The 17,247-nt window shown below is 42.3% G+C and carries 17 protein-coding genes; 10 read left to right on the forward strand and 7 right to left on the reverse strand.

Features of this window, described 5'->3' with window-relative positions:
* Positions 1 to 77 precede the first annotated feature (77 nt).
* Positions 78 to 245 carry a hypothetical protein gene (locus NRF22_RS05735; protein ID WP_263779632.1) on the forward strand — a complete coding sequence of 56 codons (168 nt, stop codon included), beginning with the start codon at positions 78 to 80 and terminating at the stop codon, positions 243 to 245.
* Positions 246 to 493: 248 nt separating this feature from the next.
* Here NRF22_RS05735 and NRF22_RS05740 read toward each other — a convergent pair whose 3' ends face one another.
* The gene (locus NRF22_RS05740) at positions 494 to 1,393 is read right to left on the reverse strand and encodes an AraC family transcriptional regulator (protein WP_263779633.1); all 900 of its coding nucleotides are present in this window, start codon (positions 1,391 to 1,393) and stop codon (positions 494 to 496) included.
* Positions 1,394 to 1,479: 86 nt separating this feature from the next.
* On the opposite strand from NRF22_RS05740, the gene NRF22_RS05745 reads away from it, so the two are divergent.
* Genes NRF22_RS05745 through NRF22_RS05760 form a run of 4 tightly spaced genes read left to right on the forward strand, consistent with a single transcriptional unit; the run spans position 1,480 to position 6,066 of the window.
* Complete coding sequence (locus NRF22_RS05745) at positions 1,480 to 3,126, forward strand: alpha-glucosidase (protein WP_263779634.1); 1,647 nt, start codon at positions 1,480 to 1,482, stop codon at positions 3,124 to 3,126.
* A complete protein-coding gene (locus tag NRF22_RS05750) occupies positions 3,123 to 4,373 on the forward strand; it encodes an ABC transporter substrate-binding protein (RefSeq protein WP_263779635.1) in 1,251 nt (416 codons plus the stop codon). The genes NRF22_RS05745 and NRF22_RS05750 overlap by 4 nt, the downstream gene beginning before the upstream one ends.
* On the forward strand, positions 4,373 to 5,233 hold the full coding sequence (locus NRF22_RS05755; RefSeq protein ID WP_263779636.1) for a carbohydrate ABC transporter permease: 861 nt from the start codon (positions 4,373 to 4,375) through the stop codon (positions 5,231 to 5,233). The genes NRF22_RS05750 and NRF22_RS05755 overlap by 1 nt, the downstream gene beginning before the upstream one ends.
* The gene (locus NRF22_RS05760; protein WP_263779637.1) at positions 5,230 to 6,066 is read left to right on the forward strand and encodes a carbohydrate ABC transporter permease; all 837 of its coding nucleotides are present in this window, start codon (positions 5,230 to 5,232) and stop codon (positions 6,064 to 6,066) included. The genes NRF22_RS05755 and NRF22_RS05760 overlap by 4 nt, the downstream gene beginning before the upstream one ends.
* A gap of 59 nt (positions 6,067 to 6,125) precedes the next feature.
* Here NRF22_RS05760 and NRF22_RS05765 read toward each other — a convergent pair whose 3' ends face one another.
* Genes NRF22_RS05765 through NRF22_RS05790 form a run of 6 tightly spaced genes read right to left on the reverse strand, consistent with a single transcriptional unit; the run spans position 6,126 to position 11,967 of the window.
* Positions 6,126 to 6,992 (reverse strand): metallophosphoesterase family protein, encoded by an 867-nt coding sequence (locus NRF22_RS05765; RefSeq protein WP_263779638.1) that lies wholly within the window; start codon positions 6,990 to 6,992, stop codon positions 6,126 to 6,128.
* Positions 6,993 to 7,027: 35 nt separating this feature from the next.
* A complete protein-coding gene (locus NRF22_RS05770) occupies positions 7,028 to 7,723 on the reverse strand; it encodes a glycerophosphodiester phosphodiesterase family protein (protein ID WP_263779639.1) in 696 nt (231 codons plus the stop codon).
* Between the two features lie 18 nt (positions 7,724 to 7,741).
* Positions 7,742 to 9,109 (reverse strand): ABC transporter substrate-binding protein, encoded by a 1,368-nt coding sequence (locus NRF22_RS05775; protein ID WP_263779640.1) that lies wholly within the window; start codon positions 9,107 to 9,109, stop codon positions 7,742 to 7,744.
* A complete protein-coding gene (locus NRF22_RS05780) occupies positions 9,106 to 9,936 on the reverse strand; it encodes a carbohydrate ABC transporter permease (protein ID WP_263779641.1) in 831 nt (276 codons plus the stop codon). The genes NRF22_RS05775 and NRF22_RS05780 overlap by 4 nt, the downstream gene beginning before the upstream one ends.
* On the reverse strand, positions 9,936 to 10,892 hold the full coding sequence (locus NRF22_RS05785) for a carbohydrate ABC transporter permease (protein WP_263779642.1): 957 nt from the start codon (positions 10,890 to 10,892) through the stop codon (positions 9,936 to 9,938). The genes NRF22_RS05780 and NRF22_RS05785 overlap by 1 nt, the downstream gene beginning before the upstream one ends.
* Complete coding sequence (locus NRF22_RS05790) at positions 10,885 to 11,967, reverse strand: ABC transporter ATP-binding protein (protein ID WP_263779643.1); 1,083 nt, start codon at positions 11,965 to 11,967, stop codon at positions 10,885 to 10,887. Before NRF22_RS05790 ends, NRF22_RS05785 begins: the two co-directional genes overlap by 8 nt.
* 219 nt (positions 11,968 to 12,186) lie before the next feature.
* On the opposite strand from NRF22_RS05790, the gene NRF22_RS05795 reads away from it, so the two are divergent.
* From NRF22_RS05795 to NRF22_RS05815, 5 genes are all read left to right on the forward strand, one after another.
* The gene (locus NRF22_RS05795; protein WP_263779644.1) at positions 12,187 to 13,281 is read left to right on the forward strand and encodes a helix-turn-helix domain-containing protein; all 1,095 of its coding nucleotides are present in this window, start codon (positions 12,187 to 12,189) and stop codon (positions 13,279 to 13,281) included.
* 203 nt (positions 13,282 to 13,484) lie between these two features.
* Entirely contained in the window at positions 13,485 to 14,303 is an 819-nt protein-coding gene (locus NRF22_RS05800) for an ABC transporter permease (RefSeq protein ID WP_263779645.1), read from the forward strand.
* A 2-nt stretch (positions 14,304 to 14,305) separates the two neighbouring features.
* Positions 14,306 to 15,094 carry an ABC transporter permease gene (locus NRF22_RS05805; RefSeq protein WP_263779646.1) on the forward strand — a complete coding sequence of 263 codons (789 nt, stop codon included), beginning with the start codon at positions 14,306 to 14,308 and terminating at the stop codon, positions 15,092 to 15,094.
* Between the two features lie 9 nt (positions 15,095 to 15,103).
* The gene (locus NRF22_RS05810) at positions 15,104 to 16,153 is read left to right on the forward strand and encodes an ABC transporter ATP-binding protein (protein WP_263779647.1); all 1,050 of its coding nucleotides are present in this window, start codon (positions 15,104 to 15,106) and stop codon (positions 16,151 to 16,153) included.
* Between the two features lie 21 nt (positions 16,154 to 16,174).
* The gene (locus tag NRF22_RS05815; protein WP_263779648.1) at positions 16,175 to 17,239 is read left to right on the forward strand and encodes an ABC transporter substrate-binding protein; all 1,065 of its coding nucleotides are present in this window, start codon (positions 16,175 to 16,177) and stop codon (positions 17,237 to 17,239) included.
* Positions 17,240 to 17,247: the final 8 nt, after the last annotated feature.

Genomic DNA, 17,247 nt, shown 5'->3' on the forward strand with positions numbered 1-17,247 from the left:
TACAGTGAGAGCATTTGGGCAGTGCCAAATGATTCAAGACTGTCGGGGGAGCTGTTTTTTTATACAAGGAGGCAAGAATGAAAGACCATAACAAACCAGCACATGACATGTTCGGCGGACCATTGACCATTAAAACAAAATTACCTGTCAAACCAGTCCTTGCCTTTGCGGCAGCTAATATTGCCCTGGGCGTGGCACTCGGTTTTGCCGTTGGGACGCTTTTCAATTTAAAAAAGAAGATGTAAAAACATAAATCCCTGACATTCGCCGGGGATTTTTTGTATATAAAAACCCGCAAGCAATAAGGGCGGAGAACCATGTACCTGCTTGCGGGTCGAGCATAAATGGAATTGATTAATGTAAGCGACCTACTGATAGCTTTAAGTGATTACTTTTATGAGTGGAATAACTTCGGAAGCGCTTACACCAATTATGTTAACACATATTTTTGAAAATGCACGTGCTTAAACTATTTTTTTAAATTGCTTGAAGATCACTTTTCAGTTGCACGCTTTTTGTTGGATAGGGCTTGTTTGCGGTATTTGCCAGGTGGCATGTTTTTCTCGTGTTTGAATAGCTTAATAAAGTAGCTGACACTGTTGAATCCGCAGGCAAAACAGATCTCGGTAATGTCATTGTGCGTTTCAGCCAACATTTGACTGGCCTTATAAAGGCGGAAATTATTGATGTAAGTAAGCGGCGTCTGGTCATAAGTCTTTTTGAATTTACGAATAAAATATTCGCTAGAGAGGCCGGTTATCTGCGACAACTCAGAGATCGTAATCTTTTTGGCGTAATTTTCGTGAATGTAACTGACCGCTTGGAAGAAATGTTCATTTAAATCAACGTGGTCTTTTTCTTGGCGGGTCTGATAAAGATGATCCGAAAAGAAAAGATTCAATAGTTCCAAAATCAAAATTTTGCTTTGAAAATACCAATCTTTTTGACCGGTCGCATGTGCTGTGATAATACCCTGCATCAAAGCCCGGTATTTCGCATTGCGGTCGGCCGGCAGCAAGGTGTTCAAAACGATTTTCCCAGTCAGAAAGGGTTTGATCAATTCCACCATCATCTGATCTTCGTAACTGCTCTTTAAAATTTCCGGAGAAAAAACAATTGCATGGTGCAGGGAAGGCGTATTTTTGATTGAACGGATTTCGTGCAGCACGCAGCTGTTAATCAGAACCATGTCATTTTCGTGAACAATCAGCTTCTTTTCGTCAATCGTAAAACTGAGATCGCCTTGTTGGACCCAAATCCATTCCCATTCGTCATGCCAATGGTAGGGCACATTCAAACCACCATGCGGATAATTCTGGTCGTAAATGGCGAGCGGTGTGAGCGGGTCGCCGTGTTTTGTGAAATCTTTTAATGTGTTCGTCAATTTATTCATGTCAGTATCGTTATACTTTTAGTTGTTATTCTAATAGAAAACGCTTACAAAAACAAATATTCTTTTCTTTGGGGGAAAGTTTAACGATGAATGAGCAACTCAATCAACAGGTAATTTATCAGATTTATCCGCGAAGTTTTAAAGACAGCAACCATGATGGTATTGGCGATCTGCCTGGCATCACGGAGAAACTGGATTATCTGCACGATTTAGGCATCACAATGATCTGGCTGACACCGATTTTCAAATCACCTAACCACGACAATGGCTATGATGTGTCCGACTATTACGCTATCAATCCTGAGTTCGGTACGATGGCTGATTTTGAAACCTTGACAGCTCAGGCGGCCGACCGTCATATTGGCATCATGCTGGATATGGTTTTCAATCACACGTCGGATCAGCATGACTGGTTCATCAAATCGCGTGCTTCGATCAAGCCCTATGATGATTTTTACATTTGGCGCGATGCGCAGGACATGGCAGGCTCTGGATCTGAAGACGAGGCCTCTTTTGGCGGTTCTGTCTGGCAGTTTGATGAGCTCAGACAAAGTTATTATTATCATTCTTTTGATAAAAGCCAGCCCGATTTGAATTGGCACAATCCACTCGTGCGTGAAAAACTGGCTGAAGTGGTTAATTTTTGGATGGCTAAAGGTGCTAAAGGTTTTCGTTTTGATGCTATTGACGGTATCGGAAAAATTCTGCAGACGAAAATTACCCATGATTCAGACTTGACGCATCGTTATCTGACTGAACTAAAGAATCGCAGTTATGGCAAAGATCCGCAAATTTTGACAGTTGGCGAGACTGGCGGTGCTGATATTAAAGAGGCCAAACGTTATACGAACCCGCAGACCGGTGAGATGACGATGGTTTTCCAGTTTCAATTAATGAATCTGGACCATTTGCGCAGCGGCGATTGGGTCAAACGGCCGATTACGATGGCGGATTTTAAACGTGTTATCGGTCTTTGGCAGACTGAACTGAATGGGCAAGGCTGGTCGGGACAGTTCCTAGGCAGCCACGATTTTCCGCGGATTGTCTCGCGTTTTGGCAATGATTCCCTGCAATATCGGGATTTAAGTGCCAAACTGTTGGCGACGCTGATTTTTTCTCTGCAGGGTACGCCTTATATTTTCCAAGGAGATGAGATCGGCATGACCAATTATCCTTGGCAGGCCTTGTCGGATTTTCGCGATGTCGAGTCGCTGAATTATGCCGACAAGATGGCAGCTGAAGGTTTCAGCCAAGAAGATATTGTGGCGCGTATCGGACAAAACAGCCGGGATAACGCCCGGACGCCAATCCAGTGGTCTGGGACAGAAGCTGGCGCCGGTTTTACAGATGCCCAAAGCTGGATTGGCATCAATCCGAACTTTTCTAAAATCAATGTCAGCCAAAGCCAGCAGGATCAAGATTCTATTCTGGCTTATTACAAAAAGATCATTCAGCTGCGAAAAGACAATCCAGTTTTGCAGGATGGCGATTACCGAGAAATCCCTGATACGCCAGAAGCGGTCTTCGCATTTTCGCGATCGGATGCCGCAGCTGATTTGTCAGTTATTTTAAATTTTTCCGATCAAAACTTGTCTTGGGATTCGCCATTTTTGGCCAATGACACTGCTATACTGGCTGCCAATTATCAGGATCGTCAAAAGGGCAGTTTTAAAGAGGCCGTCCTGAGGCCTTATGAAGCCATTTGGCTCTTGTCCAAAAAGGAGTCATCATGAAAAAAAGTCGTCAAATTTATATATGGATAATTATTGCTGCGGCAGTTCTGATGGCCCTGTTCTCGATTTGGGCTGTCCGGACGCCGAAAAAGAAAGGTGTCAGCATCGAATTATTTGTTTTCAAGCCGGAGGCGACCGCAACTTTTCAAAGCCTGATTAATGGTTTTGAGAAACAAAATCCAAATATTCATGTTGAACTTTCTGCGCCGGGCGATGCCTACACGGTTTTGAAAACACGTATGGTCAAAGGCCGGGTGCCGGATTTAATCGGCCTGGGCGGTGAACAGTATTATGTTGATTACGCCAAGGCAGATGTTTTTCGGAATTTGACACATGACCCGATTTTAAAGCAGTTCAGCTCTTCCTATGTGGCAAACATGAAGTTTCTGGAAAAGAGCAGCCAAATCCACGGCGTACCATATGCGGCCAATGTCTCGGGTGTTTTGTACAATAAGACGCTGTTTGAAAAATCCGGATTGAAAATCCCACAGACCTGGCCGGAATTTATCGCTTTATGCCAAAAGCTGAAAGCCGAAGGGAAGACGCCGCTGTATTTGGGCTATAAGGATGACTGGACGATTCAGCAGGCCTTTAATCCCTTGGCTGGAAATTTGATGAAAGCACGTGCCTTCAATATCACGGCTGCGACCATCGGGAAATATGATGCCGAATATAATCGGCCCTTGCAAAAACTGCGCCAGCTTGGTCAGTATTCGCAGGGTGATGTTTTTTCCTATAATTACAACGACGCAACGTCAGCCTTTGCCAACGGCAAAAGTTACATGTACCTGCAGGGCAACTGGGCAATTCCTTTAATCAAACAGGTTAATCCTAAAATTAATCTCGGCATGTTTACCTTCCCTGCCAACAATAGCAAACCCAGCAAGAGTGTTTCCGGGATCGATATTGTCTTTTCAATTTCAAAAAAGACCAAGCACTATGCCGCGACGAGAAAATTGTTGACTTATTTACTGGCAAAACAGTCATACCAAAAATATCTTAAGCAGCAGTTTGCCTTGTCAACGCTGAAAAAAGTCAATACTTATCCTGCCTCCATTAGTGATGTGGTGCCGAATTTACGCAAGGGACGCATCACGATGTCGCCGCAATATATGTATCCGACTGAGTTGCAAATACCAAGCATGCTGCAGGCATATCTGGTTAATCACGAGAAGACCAAGACCTTTACTAATCAGATGAACAGCGGCTTGAAGAATATTTTGGGTCCGGAAGGGGATGGCGAATAATGAGCCGCAAAAAAATATTTCTATTAATGACAGTACCGCTGGTCGTGATTTTCTTCCTGTTTGATACGGTGCCGCTGCTGACAGGATTCGTCTATAGTTTGACCAATTCAAAGGGATTTGGCACCTTTAGATTCATCGGTCTGAGCAACTATTTCCGTCTGTTTACGGACGGATCAGTTCTATCTTCTTATTGGTTCACATTTAAATTTGCGGTTGTCACGACTGTTGTGGTCAATGTGATTGGTATCTTATTGGCCTTGGCTTTGAATTCAAATGTGAAGTTCAAGACTTTCTTTAGAGGCATTTATTTTCTGCCTTATGTCCTAGGCGGTTTGATCGTGGGTTATATTTTCAATTACATTTTCACTTTCATGCTGCCATCAGTGGGCAAAGCACTGGGCTGGGTCTTTCTTTCTTCCAGTATTTTGGGAAACGCCAATACAGCTTGGACCGGAATCGTGATTACGGTCGCTTGGCAGTCTGTGGCCTTTAACATTCTGATTTATATTTCCGGTCTGCAGACAATCCCCACGGATATCTATGAAGCGGCAAAAATGGATGGTAGCAGCAGTTGGAACACTTTCTGGACGATTACATTTCCGCTGTTGGCACCATTCTTTACGATCAATCTGGTTGTCAGCATGAGAAACTTTTTGATGGTCTTCGATCAGATCATGTCCTTGACTGGCGGCGGTCCGGCCTCTTCGACGACCTCAATTTCGATGCTGATTTATCAAAACGGCCTCAGTGGCAATCAGTTCGGTTACCAAAGCGCCAATTCAGTGATCTACTTCATCATCATTGTGGCAATCTCTGTGTTCCAGTTGAAAGTTTTGAATAAACGGGAGGTACAGTTATGACGGCTCACAAGACTAATTGGCTGACAACAATTCTTGTCACGGTTCTATCAGTCCTAATCCTAATACCACTTTATATGGCAATTATTATTTCTTTGAAAAAACCTTCGGAAATGGGCACCAATCTGGCAAACTTCTTCCGTTTTCCGAAAATTTTACAGTTTGCTAATTTTATAGATGCAATCACGACGACTAATTTCTTTCAAACGGCCTTCAATTCACTGGTCATCACGGTCTGCAGTGTCGTTGTCGTTGTCCTGCTGACATCGATCATTTCCTATGCGATTGCCCGTAACATGAATAAGCGTTTTTATCGCTGGACCTACTATTATCTTGTGAGCGCGATGTTTGTGCCATTTTCCATGCTGATGCTGCCCTTGGTCAAACAGCTGTCATTTTTGAGAATTGACAATAAATTCGGCCTGGTGCTGATGTATCTGGTCTTTCAAATGTCAATGAGTGTTCTCTTGTATGTTGGTTATCTGAAAAATATCACGGTCAGCTTAGACGAAGCTGCCTATCTGGATGGTGCCAACAGCTGGCAGATTTTCTGGAAAATTATTTTTCCATTGCTCAAACCCATGCACGCCACAGTGGCGATTCTGACAGCCTTAGCCTCATGGAATGACTTGCTGCTGCCATTGGTTGTTTTGAGCGGAAACGGCAATTCAGCTGTTACGCTGCCGATGGCGCAATTGGTTTTCCAGTCACAATTCGGAACAAATTATAACCTGGCTTTTGCTTCTTATATGCTGGCCTCGCTGCCAGTTCTGGTTTTCTACCTATTTGCACAAAAGCAGATTATCAGCGGTGTCGTCAATGGCGCTGTGAAGTAATTTTGTTCCTTAGCCACATAAAAAGACTGCTTTTAGCGGTCTTTTCTTATACATATAAATCAATCAATGATAAAGGGAATATTTTTATAGGTTGCATGATCGGGATACAGTTCAATTAATTTATAACCACGGGCCAGGTTGCCGTAAGTGTTATAGCCGCTAACGTTTCCGTAGACCAGGTCAATTCCCTTATAGCTGCCCGTAAAATTATTGTCGTGATCGTGGCCGGCGAACAAAGCTTTGAAATTCTCTTTTTTCAGCAAGCTGTAGAAGAGGCCCGAGTTGATTTCTGGTGAACCGACTTTCTCGGCAATTTGGCCATCACGAATCAGATTTTGTGCTTGTGCAAATTCAGGAATCGGAATGTGGATGAAACCTAAATCAGCGCGATCCGGGTCTTCTGGCTCAGGTAGCTGAGCAAACCAGCGGATCTGTTCGGGACTGATCGGCTCATACAAGCCCATACGATTATTGCGGCTGTAGGCGCCGCTGTCCCAGACATAGAGCAGGTGAGAGAGTTCTCGGTTATCACGCCCAAAGATTTTTAAGACATAGTTTTCCAAGTCATGAAAAACAAAAATATCGTATTTGCTGGCAGGGTGCTTAATCAATTTTTCCAGCTCGCGCAAACGGCTACGGCCAAAATCTCCCTCTGTATCATGATTGCCGTAGGTCACAGCGATTGGCGTGCCGATTTTGTCAAACAGGTGATAAAAATAACTCAGGACTTTTTCAGGTTGTTTGACTCTATTTCCCCAAATCAAATCGCCCGTAATCATGATCAGATCAAAATGTTGGCTGACCAGCATCCGGCTGATGCGTTTGAGCGTTTCCTGATCCTCTACGGAAAAAGGACGGCTGCCCAGATGCAGATCGGTTAGCTGGCAGATCTTGAAGGCTTGTTGGTCAGTGGACAATAATTCCATGAGAAAGCTCCTATTATTTTGCTGCTAACTTAATTTTACTGGAAAAAGGTTGCGACTTGGCCCGCTCTCAGAAAATTATTTGTAAAAATACCAGCGACGCCTTTCCTCAAGAGTTTTTTCTCTACTAAAGGATCGTCAACGGTCCAGATTCTCTGCGGCAAGCCGCCAGTGAGCTTTTGATAGTGTTTTAAATGCAGTCCGGCAAGATGATTGGCCTTCATAAAATGCGCCGGATTGTGTACGTATTTCGAATGAAGGAAACAATATTGGCCGGTCGGATCAATTGCATAGCAATTCCTAAGCGAATTTAAATAGAAAGAAGAGTAAATGACCGGGAATTTCAAATCATATTGGCCGACCATGTCCATCACAATATTTTCAATATTTGCATAATGAAATAGATCGGTTTTAAATTCTAGGTTCAAGCGGATAGGTTGTTGATTAACGAGTTCCAAGAATTCTTTTAAAGACGGAACCTGCTGCCCATCTTTTAAATGGTTCTTTCTCAATTCGGCAAAAGTCTTATCTTTGATAAAACCACTGCCGTCACTTGTGCGGTCCAAACGTTCATCGTGCATGATCACGGGGATGCGGTCTTTGGTGAGATGGACATCGAATTCGATGCCGTCGGCATGATGCTCAAGTGTATATCGAAAAGAGGAAAGAGAATTTTCTGCTATTAAAGCGGGAATGCCGCGATGGGCAAAAATCAGTGTTTTTTTATCTGGCATATGAGGCACTTTCTAAAATTAATTTGACCAGCCATTGGCTCGGTTGTTGTTGCTGATATAGGTGTTCATGGCCTTTTCGGCCTGCTGCAGCGTTGTATGAATATTGCTGCGGCTATAAATCTGATCCAAAGCCGTGTTTAAAATGATTCGTTCCTGGACAATTCCTTCAACGAAAATGCCGGAATTGGCATTATTAGCCACGGTTCTTGCTAACTGATCGCTGGGTACTTTTAAAGCCGGGTTTTGTTGATACAGTTTTTGCAGGGTCTTCGTCTTTTTCGCATCACGATTTAATGCGAGATAACCGGTTGCTTTTTGCCAATCGGCTTGATTTTGGGCACTTTCCAAATATTTGATAAAAGTCCAAGCACCTTGCTGAACAGCGGCAGGTTTATCGTTGCCAATCCAAAGAGCTGCACCGCCAATTGCCACACCATTAGCTTTTTTGCCTGTTTGATGCGGGTAATAGCTGACACCTAATTTTTGATTTTTCATACCAAGAGTAAGTTGTCCGATTTCAGCTGATGACTCCATAAAGATGCCTAATTTACCAGATAAGAAAGCTGCGATTTCATTGGCTGAGGCATTGCCGCCGGAACCATAATTGATAAAGTTTCCTTTCTTAATGTTATCTTGAACCCATTTCATAGCTGCTATGGATCCTGGGTTGATAAAGGTTGCCTTGCTAGGGGTTGCAATCCGGCCGTTTTCATTATTGACGCTGTAGTGACCTGAATTAGCGACCAGCTGATCAAACAACCAGCCATAGACCTCCATTGTCATACCCTTCACTTTTTTTCCGGAGCGTTGATACAATTGCGTAGCCACTCGTGTCACATCCGCGTAGGTTGGGTCCAAAGGTGGTGGCGTAATTTTATATTTTTTTAGCAAACTGGCATTGTAATAAAGTACAGGTTGTGAACTATTAAAAGGCATTCCCAGCAGTTGACCCTTTTGGCTATAGAATGATCGTGCGACTGGTGAAATTTTATTAATGTTAAATTGCTTATCCTGATCAATGAATTTTTGTATTTTTGTAATATAGCCGCTGTGATATAGCTGGCTCACAGAGATATCAGCAGATTGAAATAGAGCCGGCGAAGCATTGCTGCCATGTGTGTTTAAAATTTTTTGAACAGCCTCTTCATAACTTCCTTGGAAATGCGATTCGACCTCATATTTGCTCTGAGAGTGGTTGAATTTTTGTACGAATTGCGTCAGTTGAGCTTGAGCTGGGCCGGTCATCTCGTTCCAAAAGACAATTTTAATCCTTTTAGGATTGGCAGCTTGTGCAAATCGGCAAGCAGTAAATGGTAAACCCGCGGTCACAAGAAAACTGACCGATATCAGAATTAGGAAACGTGATATGCTTCTGTGACTGGTCATTTGACAGCTCCTTCATTCAGGCCGCTTTTAAAATAATGTTGGCCAAAATATAAGACGATCAGCGTTGGGATCACGATGATTGCGGCGCTGGCCTGAATCATGCCCCAATTATTAAAGGTCTCTTGAGATTGCAACTCGCGCAGGCCTACTTGGACTGGACGAATGTTGTCACTAAAAGTCGTCAGCATCGGCCAAAGATATTGATTCCAAGCAGAAAGAAAACTATAAGCAGCGAGTGTATATAAGCTCAAACGGCTATAAGGCAATACACACTTCATATAAAACTGCCAGTGACTCAAGCCTTCAATGTCACAAGCCTCTTTTAATTCAAAAGGAATTTGTTTAAAAGCCTGCCGCAGCATGAAAATGCCGAAGGCCGAAGTCATAAAAGGAAGAACCATACCTGTATAGCTATTTAACAAGCCGAAAGCCTTGATCGTCTGAAAGTTAGGGATAACTTCGGCCTCAAAAGGCAGCATCATCGTCGACAAGACCAGGTAAAAATAAAAATCACGATGTTTGAAATTAATAAAGACAAAGGCATATGCAGCCATTGAACAGAAGAAAAGCTGCAGCAGCATTGTGTATAGGGAGATCAGAACACTGTTGACAAGATAGCGAATAATCGGTGTCTGTGTCAGAGCAGCCCAGTAATTGTCCAAAGAAATAGATCCCCCAAAGAGGTGGCCGCTAGAGATATCAGCAGTTGGCAGCAAACTGGTCCAAAGACCGATTGCAAAAGGGGCGAGAATCAAAAACGACAAAATAATTAAAAGGGCATAATGCCAAAACTTTCGGTTGGCCGTCCATTGTGTCAGATTTTCCATTAGTAACTAACCTTCCTTTCCAGATATCTGAACTGCAAAAAGGTAAGCAAGGCGATGATGATCGTTAAAATGACAGATTCCGCACTAGCTTGAGAATAGTTGCCGTTTAAAAATGCATTCTGGTAAATATGGTAAACCAAGAGATTAGTCGCGTTGTTCGGACCGCCAGCCGTCATTAAATCAATTAGGCCAAAACTTTTGAAGGCCTCGATAAAAGTAATGATTGAAACGAAAAATAGAGTGGGTGAAATCAGCGGAATCGTCACGTGAAAGAAGCGATAAACAGGACCGACGCCTTCAATAGCTGTCTCTTCATACAAGCTAAGCGGCAAGGATTGAAAGGCACTGAATAGCACCAGGAAAGCGAACCCTAAATTCATCCAGACCGTTGAAATAATGACCGAAATCATCGCCAAGTTAGGATCGGTGGCCCAATTTAATAGCGGTAAATGCAGGAAGGCTGCGATTTGATTCAGGATGCCGATAGACGGATTGAAAATAAAAAGCCAGAAAATAGCTGAAACGGAGATCGAAACACCCATCGTGGATGAGAAAATCGTTCTAAAAAATGAAGAAGCACGGACTTTTACACTGGCCGCGTTGGCTAAAATCAGGCCCAGAGCCAAAGTAAGTGCCCAGACGCCGACGACATAAATCAAAGTCGACATCAAGCTGGCCAAATATCCGGGAGAACTCAGCAGAGCCGCGTAATTACCCAGGCCAGCGAAAACTGTATTATGACCACTCCCATTTGTCAGAAACAGACTTAAATAAATCGTTTTAAGCATGGGATAAAAGATGAACACTGCTAGGAGCAGGATCGAAGGGCCTAAAAACAATAGGGCATATCGCCGGTTAGTCCTCTGTGCTCGCATTTTCGTCTTTTTAAACAAGCCTGTGTTTTCAGCCAATGTCGGGATTCTTGTCTCATGGATAATATTTTTGCTCTCATCCATGATCGACTCCGACACTCACAGCCGCAAGATTCTTTTTTTCCGGATCAAAAATAAAAGCCTGGCCTTTTAAATGCAAATCAATCCGTTGATTGATCGGCATTGAGATTTGTTCCGATTTTGTTAGCCTTAACTGCTGGCCATTATCTAAGCGGGCTGTTAATAAAGTCTGCGAACCCAAATTTGTCAGATCCGTAAGAGAAGCATTACCGCCATTATTCTTCGCGATCTGAAAATCCAGTTGATTCGGTCGGATGCCAACCAAGTAGTTTTCTTTTGTCAATTGATTCTGTATAGGCAAACGCAATTTTGTATCAATCACGATTTCTCGTTCGTGCTCTTTGTAACTGCCTGAAAGAAAGTTAATCTGGGGCGAACCGAAAAAGTTGGCAACGAATTCGTTGGCCGGGTGATTGTAGATTCCTAATGGTGTGTCGATCTGTTGTACATGGTGATCGTTCAATACCATAATGTGATCGGCCATCGTCATCGCCTCAATCTGGTCATGCGTGACATAAATCAAAGTCAATTGCAACTTGCGCTGCAAAGCACGAATTTCAGTGCGCATACGGTCACGCAGTTGTGCATCCAGGTTGGATAAGGGCTCGTCCATCAGGCATATTTTGGCATCACTGGCAATCGCACGTGCCAAGGCAATTCGTTGCCTTTGACCACCCGACAAGTCTTTAGGCTTTCTTGATCGAAAATCCGCGAGGCCAACCATATCAACGGCTCGAGTGACGCGCTGACTGATTTCAGTTTCTGGCATTTTGCGAGCTTTAAGCCCGAAAGCGATGTTTTCTTCGACGGTTAAAAAAGGGAATAGAGCATAGTCTTGAAACACCATCGTCAGTTTACGGTCTTTTGGTGGCACATTATTGACCGTCTGTCCATCTATTTTAATGACGCCGTCAGTCACATCAATCAGCCCGGCCAGCATTCTTAAAAGTGTGCTCTTGCCGCATCCGGAGGGGCCAACTATTGCAAAGAATTCGCCATTTGCGATTTCCGCATTAATACTTTCAAGAACCGGCGACTGATCATAAGTTTTGACAATGTTCTTAAATTCTATTGACAAAATAATTCTCCATTTTTCAAAAATTTTTTAAAATTGTGTCAAACGATCTTCTCAATTCTGCAGCTGATCATCCCCTCTTTTAATTGATGACTGTATGCTAACAATCCTCGTAGATAATTCGTGTAACGATATAATGAATTTGTGTAAATTTGTTTTTTAGGGCTACTTGTTATTGGGCGGATGAAGGAAGCAGACAAAAAACTTATTTTTTTAAGTTGCATGACGGATCAAGCTTTTTTTTGGCTGGATGCCAAGAAAGCAACAGCCTTGACCAGTGATAACAATGTACTGCTCGGTCTGGCCGACGATGATTTGCAGAAGATATCGCGCCTGGCTGCCGCCGATAATTTTGTTTTCGTATATGCTCGCAGCCGTATAATGATTGTTCTCCCTTGGGACAAGAACCATCAATTACTGGTCCTGCCTAATGATTTTTTTCAACGAGAACTTTCGTCTTTGTCTTCTTTACCTAGTGGATCGACTTTTGAAAAAATCCAACAGTTAGCTTCTTTGATCAGCATGTCGGCTGGGCAGAAGATACCTTTGTGCCAGCAGGTGGTTTTTTATGTACTGGCTGATAGTCAGCTAGGATTGGTAAACCAGCCTTCAGCCAAATCAACTGATGATAGGGAAAAACTTTTCTTTTTTTATCAGGAACAACTGGCTGATGCCTTACAGGCGCTTGATCAAAGAAGCGTGATTCGTGGTATGAATCAAATGAAGTCTCTGTTTACCAACCGTGTTCATCAAAACCAACTCACAGCACTGCCAAACCAGCGTCGCCTGAAAGAATTGCTGATTTCTTTAGCTTGCAGTTTGGCTGACCATGCTTTGGATGCCGGTTTGAGTTTGGAAGCGGCTGCTCAAATTCGTATCATGCTGATAGATCAAATTTATAAACATACAATCGTGGACTTTCACTCGGAAATCAAGGCATTAGTTTGGCCTTATTTCGATGCGCTCAAACTGCAAAATGGCGAAAAAAATTCTGATACAGCGACGATTTGTCGCGACTACATCGACAATCATTTAGACAAAAAATTAAGTTTGAAAGAAATTGCGGAGGTTGCCAGCATCTCAAAAGAAGCTTTGAATCCAATTTTTAAAAATAGTTTTGGTCTGACAGTCAAACAATATGTGAACCAGCAGAAGGTCGCCTTAGCCAAAAAATTTTTGGCCGCAAATAAAAAAAGTCTCCAGGAGATCACGAATGCGCTCTCCTTAGCAGACAAGAGTTACTTTGTTAAATTATTCCATGCCGAAACAGGTATGACACCTAAGCAGTATCGCCGTAGTCTATTTTTTAAGGAATAATTTTTCTAAAAAAAATTCAGACATCAGATTCGTCGTTGCCCAATCACAGAAAAATCCGAACAAAGACGAATGAAAAAGCAATTTAAGCTTTTTTTAATATTTTTTTAGGAACGTTGAGGTATTTTAGGGTCATATAGTTCGTTAAATAGTGATAAGATGAATTGGTTATCACGTTGTTACAGAGCGAAAGGTTAGGTAGTTAAGTGCCACAGAAATTCAAAATAGGACTCATATTTCCCGGAATTGCTTTATTGCTTGTCACTTTTGTGTACCCACTGCTCATGATGGTGATTCCGACCTTCTTCTCTAGCAGTTCTTCGGATGGTTATGTGTCTTTTTTGTCCAATCAGCAAAATCAATTAGTTATATTCCGTACGGTAACCATTGCATTGATTGCTACGCTGATTATTCTCGTCATGGGCATACCGACAAGTATTTGGTTATCAAAACAGCTGGGCTTTAAAAAAACATTATTGATGACTTTGGTGGTTTTCCCTATCTTAACGAACGGCGTGGTTCGAAATTATGCTTGGATTACGATTTTAGGGAACAACGGTATTGTCAATAATCTTTTAAAACTGCTGCACCTGACTCAGGAGTCCGTACCGCTTCTTTATACGGACGGTTCAATCGTGGTCGGTATTGTATACTTGTTTCTCCCAATTATGATCATCACATTGATTGGCGAATCTGAAAAATTGGATCCAGAGTTAGATAATGCAGCTTTAATGCTTGGGACTCGCCATGCTAAGATTTTTTGGAAAGTGACGATACCCCAATTAACTACTGGCATTATCACCGGTGTCACGCTTGTGTTCGTTGGTGCGTTAACCGCATATACAACACCTCAGATTTTAGGCGGGAACCGGCGCTTAGTTATGTCAACCTTGCTCTACCAGCAAGCGATGACTTTAGGTAATTGGCAATCTGCCAGCGTGATTGCGACCGTGATGATTGTCATCGCATTAATCGTGACGCTCTTATTACGGCAATTTCAAAAGAGAGTGGATAAGAGGAGGTAAAGATGGCCACTAATCAGCATTTGTTTATGAGAATTATTGGTATTGTAACCTTGTTTTTTCTACTGGCACCTTTGCTTTTGATTGTCGTGACCTCATTTGGCAGCGAACCAACGATTTCTTTCCCGATTAAAGGTTTCACTTTTTCTTGGTATGCTAATATTTTTGCGCAAGACACTTTTATTCAGGGTTTTATCACTAGCCTTGAGGTTGCTTTGTTGGCATCTTTGACAGCTGCTGCGGCAGCTTTGCCAGCAGCTTACGCTTTAACTAGAAAACGTAATCGAATGAACCGCTTTTTAGAAAATGTCTTTTTGGCTCCTGTGATGGTACCAGAAGTTGTGTTAGGTTTTTCGCTTTATTCATCTCTCGTGATTTATGCGCATTTTCCTTTATTTATCAGTCTTTTATTTGGTCATTTTCTCATTTGCCTGCCATATAGCGCAAGGCTAATCATTGCAGGTATGCGCCAGTTTGACGGCAGCGCTGAAGAAGCTGCTTGGATACTAGGCAGTTCGCGTTTGAGCGGATTTTTCAAAATATTAGTTCCTAATATTACGACAAGTATTTTGTCCGGTTTTCTATTATCATTTATAAATTCTTTCAATAATATTCCCGTTTCCGTATTTTTGAGCGGTCCTAATGTCAATATGCTGCCGACGGCAATTTTGAATTATCTGCAAAATAATTATGATCCGACTGTCTCAGCAATCTCAAGCTGTTTAATGCTGTTAACACTGCTTTTCATGCTGCTGGCTGAAAAAAAACTTGGATTAAAGGGTTTCGTTAGTTAGGGGGGGCACATGGCTGCTTTAGATGTAAAAAACTTAGCGTTAAGTTATGATGGCAAAACACAAATACTTAATGATATTAATCTGCACGTCCAAGACGGTGAATTAGTTTCTCTGCTGGGACCAAGCGGGTGTGGCAAGACTACCACGCTACGTTCGATTGCTGGATTAATTAAAGCCAACCAGGGACAAATATTTGTGAACGGTAAAGACATTAGCAAAGTAGCTGTTTACAAACGCAACTTCGGGATGGTATTTCAAAGTTATGCCTTATTTCCTCATTTGAACGTGGCAGATAATGTGGCTTTTGGTCTCAAAAATAAACACGTGCGAGAGCCGGAGCTAAGCAAAAAAGTTGACGAAATGCTGGATATGGTTGGTTTGTTAGATTATAAAAAACGTTTTCCAAGCGAATTGTCTGGTGGCCAGCAGCAGCGTGTCTCGTTGGCGAGGTCTTTGGTCACTGAACCCGATCTGCTGTTCTTAGATGAACCTTTGAGCAATTTGGATGCCAAGTTACGAGTGGAAATGCGCGAAATGATTCGCGCCATTCAACAACGCTTAAAACTCACGATGCTTTTTGTGACACATGATCAATCGGAATGTTTCGCTATTTCTGATCATGTTGCGGTTATGAATCGTGGTACGATCGAACAGTTTGACAGCTCGGAAAAAATTTATCACGAACCTGCGACAGAATTCGTTGCTCGTTTTATCGGATATGAGAATTTCTTTTCAGTCACAAAGAGTTTGGACCGTCAGCATTTTCTATTAAAAGAAGGCCAAGTCTTCAAGGCGGCTGGTGCTTCTCCAAATAGCAGCAGTTTAACGATCCGACCTGAAAATATTGATATTTTAGAAACACAGCCGGACGCTGATGGCCAAAATATTTTACCGGGGGAAGTGCTGTTTTCGACTTATTTAGGCGATAGCTACCGCTACGAAATTCAGACAGCATTGGGAACAGTGATCGCTGTTTCTTCTTCTGACAAGAAATATCCGGCCGGGAAAGCTGTTTTCTTGGATTTTCCTAGTCGGAAATTACTCGGCTTAAACAAATAATGAATTTAAAGGGAATTGAAAATGAGATTTAAGAAGAATTTATTGACACGTGCGATGTTTGCCACTGGGGCTATTTTATCAGTCCTATCTCTGACAGCTGGCAGCGTAAATGCGAAGGGATCCAAAAGCTTAACCATTTCTACTTTTGGCCTTAGTACTAAACAAATGCAAACCGATGTATTGACACCATTTTCTAAGAAAGCGGGTGTTAAGACTAATGCCCAATTTGGTGATAGTGCGACCCGTTTAACACAAGTGGAAAAAAATAAAAATAGTGGTGTCGACGTGATTGAATTGTCGCAGAACAATGCACTAACAGCTAATAAAGCGACAGTATTTCAGAAACTGGATTTTTCCAAATTAAAAAACTTTAAATATTTATCAAAGAGTCAGCAAAAGTTGGCTCGGCAGACGAACAGTATACCTTATACGATTAACAGTTTCGGCATCATCTATGATCAAAGCAAGACTGGAAAAATAACGAATTGGAACCAGCTCTGGTCGTCTAAATTCAAAAATAAGTTGGCCATTCCTGATATCACGACGACTTTTGGCCCAGCGACAATGTATGTTGCTGCTGACCACGTTGGCAAAAGCATCACCAATAAGGGCGGTGCCGCAGCTTTTTCAGCTCTAAAAACATTGAAACCCAATTTAGTTAAGACCTATGCACAATCTTCCGATTTAGCTAATATGTTTAATTCAGGTCAAATCAGCGCCGCGATTGTCGGGGACTATGCAGTCGGAATGCTGCAGGCTTCAAATTCTAAGTTGCAGTACGTCGTTCCTGACAGTGGCACATATGCTAACTATGATACCGTCTCAATTGTCAAGGGTAGCAAGAATTTGAAAGCGGCTTATCAGTATTTGGATTTTCGAATTTCTCAGTCGGTACAAAAGCGGGTCGCTAAGACAACTTCTTTGAATAATGCACCAGTAAACCAAAAAGTCAAACTCAATGCTGCTGCAGCTAAGAATAAAACTTATGGCAAGGTGGCTGACCGTGCTAGGACAGTTGATTTCAATTACGTTAATAAGCACTTAAAGACTTGGATCACACGCTGGAATTCGTTGATTAATAATTAAGGAGAACA

It is taken from the genome of Oenococcus kitaharae, assembly GCF_025758695.1.
Taxonomy (GTDB): domain Bacteria; phylum Bacillota; class Bacilli; order Lactobacillales; family Lactobacillaceae; genus Oenococcus; species Oenococcus kitaharae_A.

Coding starts and splice junctions, on each gene's coding strand:
- NRF22_RS05785 (WP_263779642.1), bottom strand. CDS start 10,892: ATGGATGAGAGCAAAAATATTATCCATGAGACAAGAATCCCGACATTG.
- NRF22_RS05780 (WP_263779641.1), bottom strand. CDS start 9,936: ATGGAAAATCTGACACAATGGACGGCCAACCGAAAGTTTTGGCATTAT.
- NRF22_RS05775 (WP_263779640.1), bottom strand. CDS start 9,109: ATGACCAGTCACAGAAGCATATCACGTTTCCTAATTCTGATATCGGTC.
- NRF22_RS05755 (WP_263779636.1), top strand. CDS start 4,373: ATGAGCCGCAAAAAAATATTTCTATTAATGACAGTACCGCTGGTCGTG.
- NRF22_RS05750 (WP_263779635.1), top strand. CDS start 3,123: ATGAAAAAAAGTCGTCAAATTTATATATGGATAATTATTGCTGCGGCA.
- NRF22_RS05740 (WP_263779633.1), bottom strand. CDS start 1,393: ATGAATAAATTGACGAACACATTAAAAGATTTCACAAAACACGGCGAC.
- NRF22_RS05815 (WP_263779648.1), top strand. CDS start 16,175: ATGAGATTTAAGAAGAATTTATTGACACGTGCGATGTTTGCCACTGGG.
- NRF22_RS05745 (WP_263779634.1), top strand. CDS start 1,480: ATGAATGAGCAACTCAATCAACAGGTAATTTATCAGATTTATCCGCGA.
- NRF22_RS05795 (WP_263779644.1), top strand. CDS start 12,187: ATGACGGATCAAGCTTTTTTTTGGCTGGATGCCAAGAAAGCAACAGCC.
- NRF22_RS05770 (WP_263779639.1), bottom strand. CDS start 7,723: ATGCCAGATAAAAAAACACTGATTTTTGCCCATCGCGGCATTCCCGCT.
- NRF22_RS05760 (WP_263779637.1), top strand. CDS start 5,230: ATGACGGCTCACAAGACTAATTGGCTGACAACAATTCTTGTCACGGTT.
- NRF22_RS05765 (WP_263779638.1), bottom strand. CDS start 6,992: ATGGAATTATTGTCCACTGACCAACAAGCCTTCAAGATCTGCCAGCTA.
- NRF22_RS05810 (WP_263779647.1), top strand. CDS start 15,104: ATGGCTGCTTTAGATGTAAAAAACTTAGCGTTAAGTTATGATGGCAAA.
- NRF22_RS05805 (WP_263779646.1), top strand. CDS start 14,306: ATGGCCACTAATCAGCATTTGTTTATGAGAATTATTGGTATTGTAACC.
- NRF22_RS05735 (WP_263779632.1), top strand. CDS start 78: ATGAAAGACCATAACAAACCAGCACATGACATGTTCGGCGGACCATTG.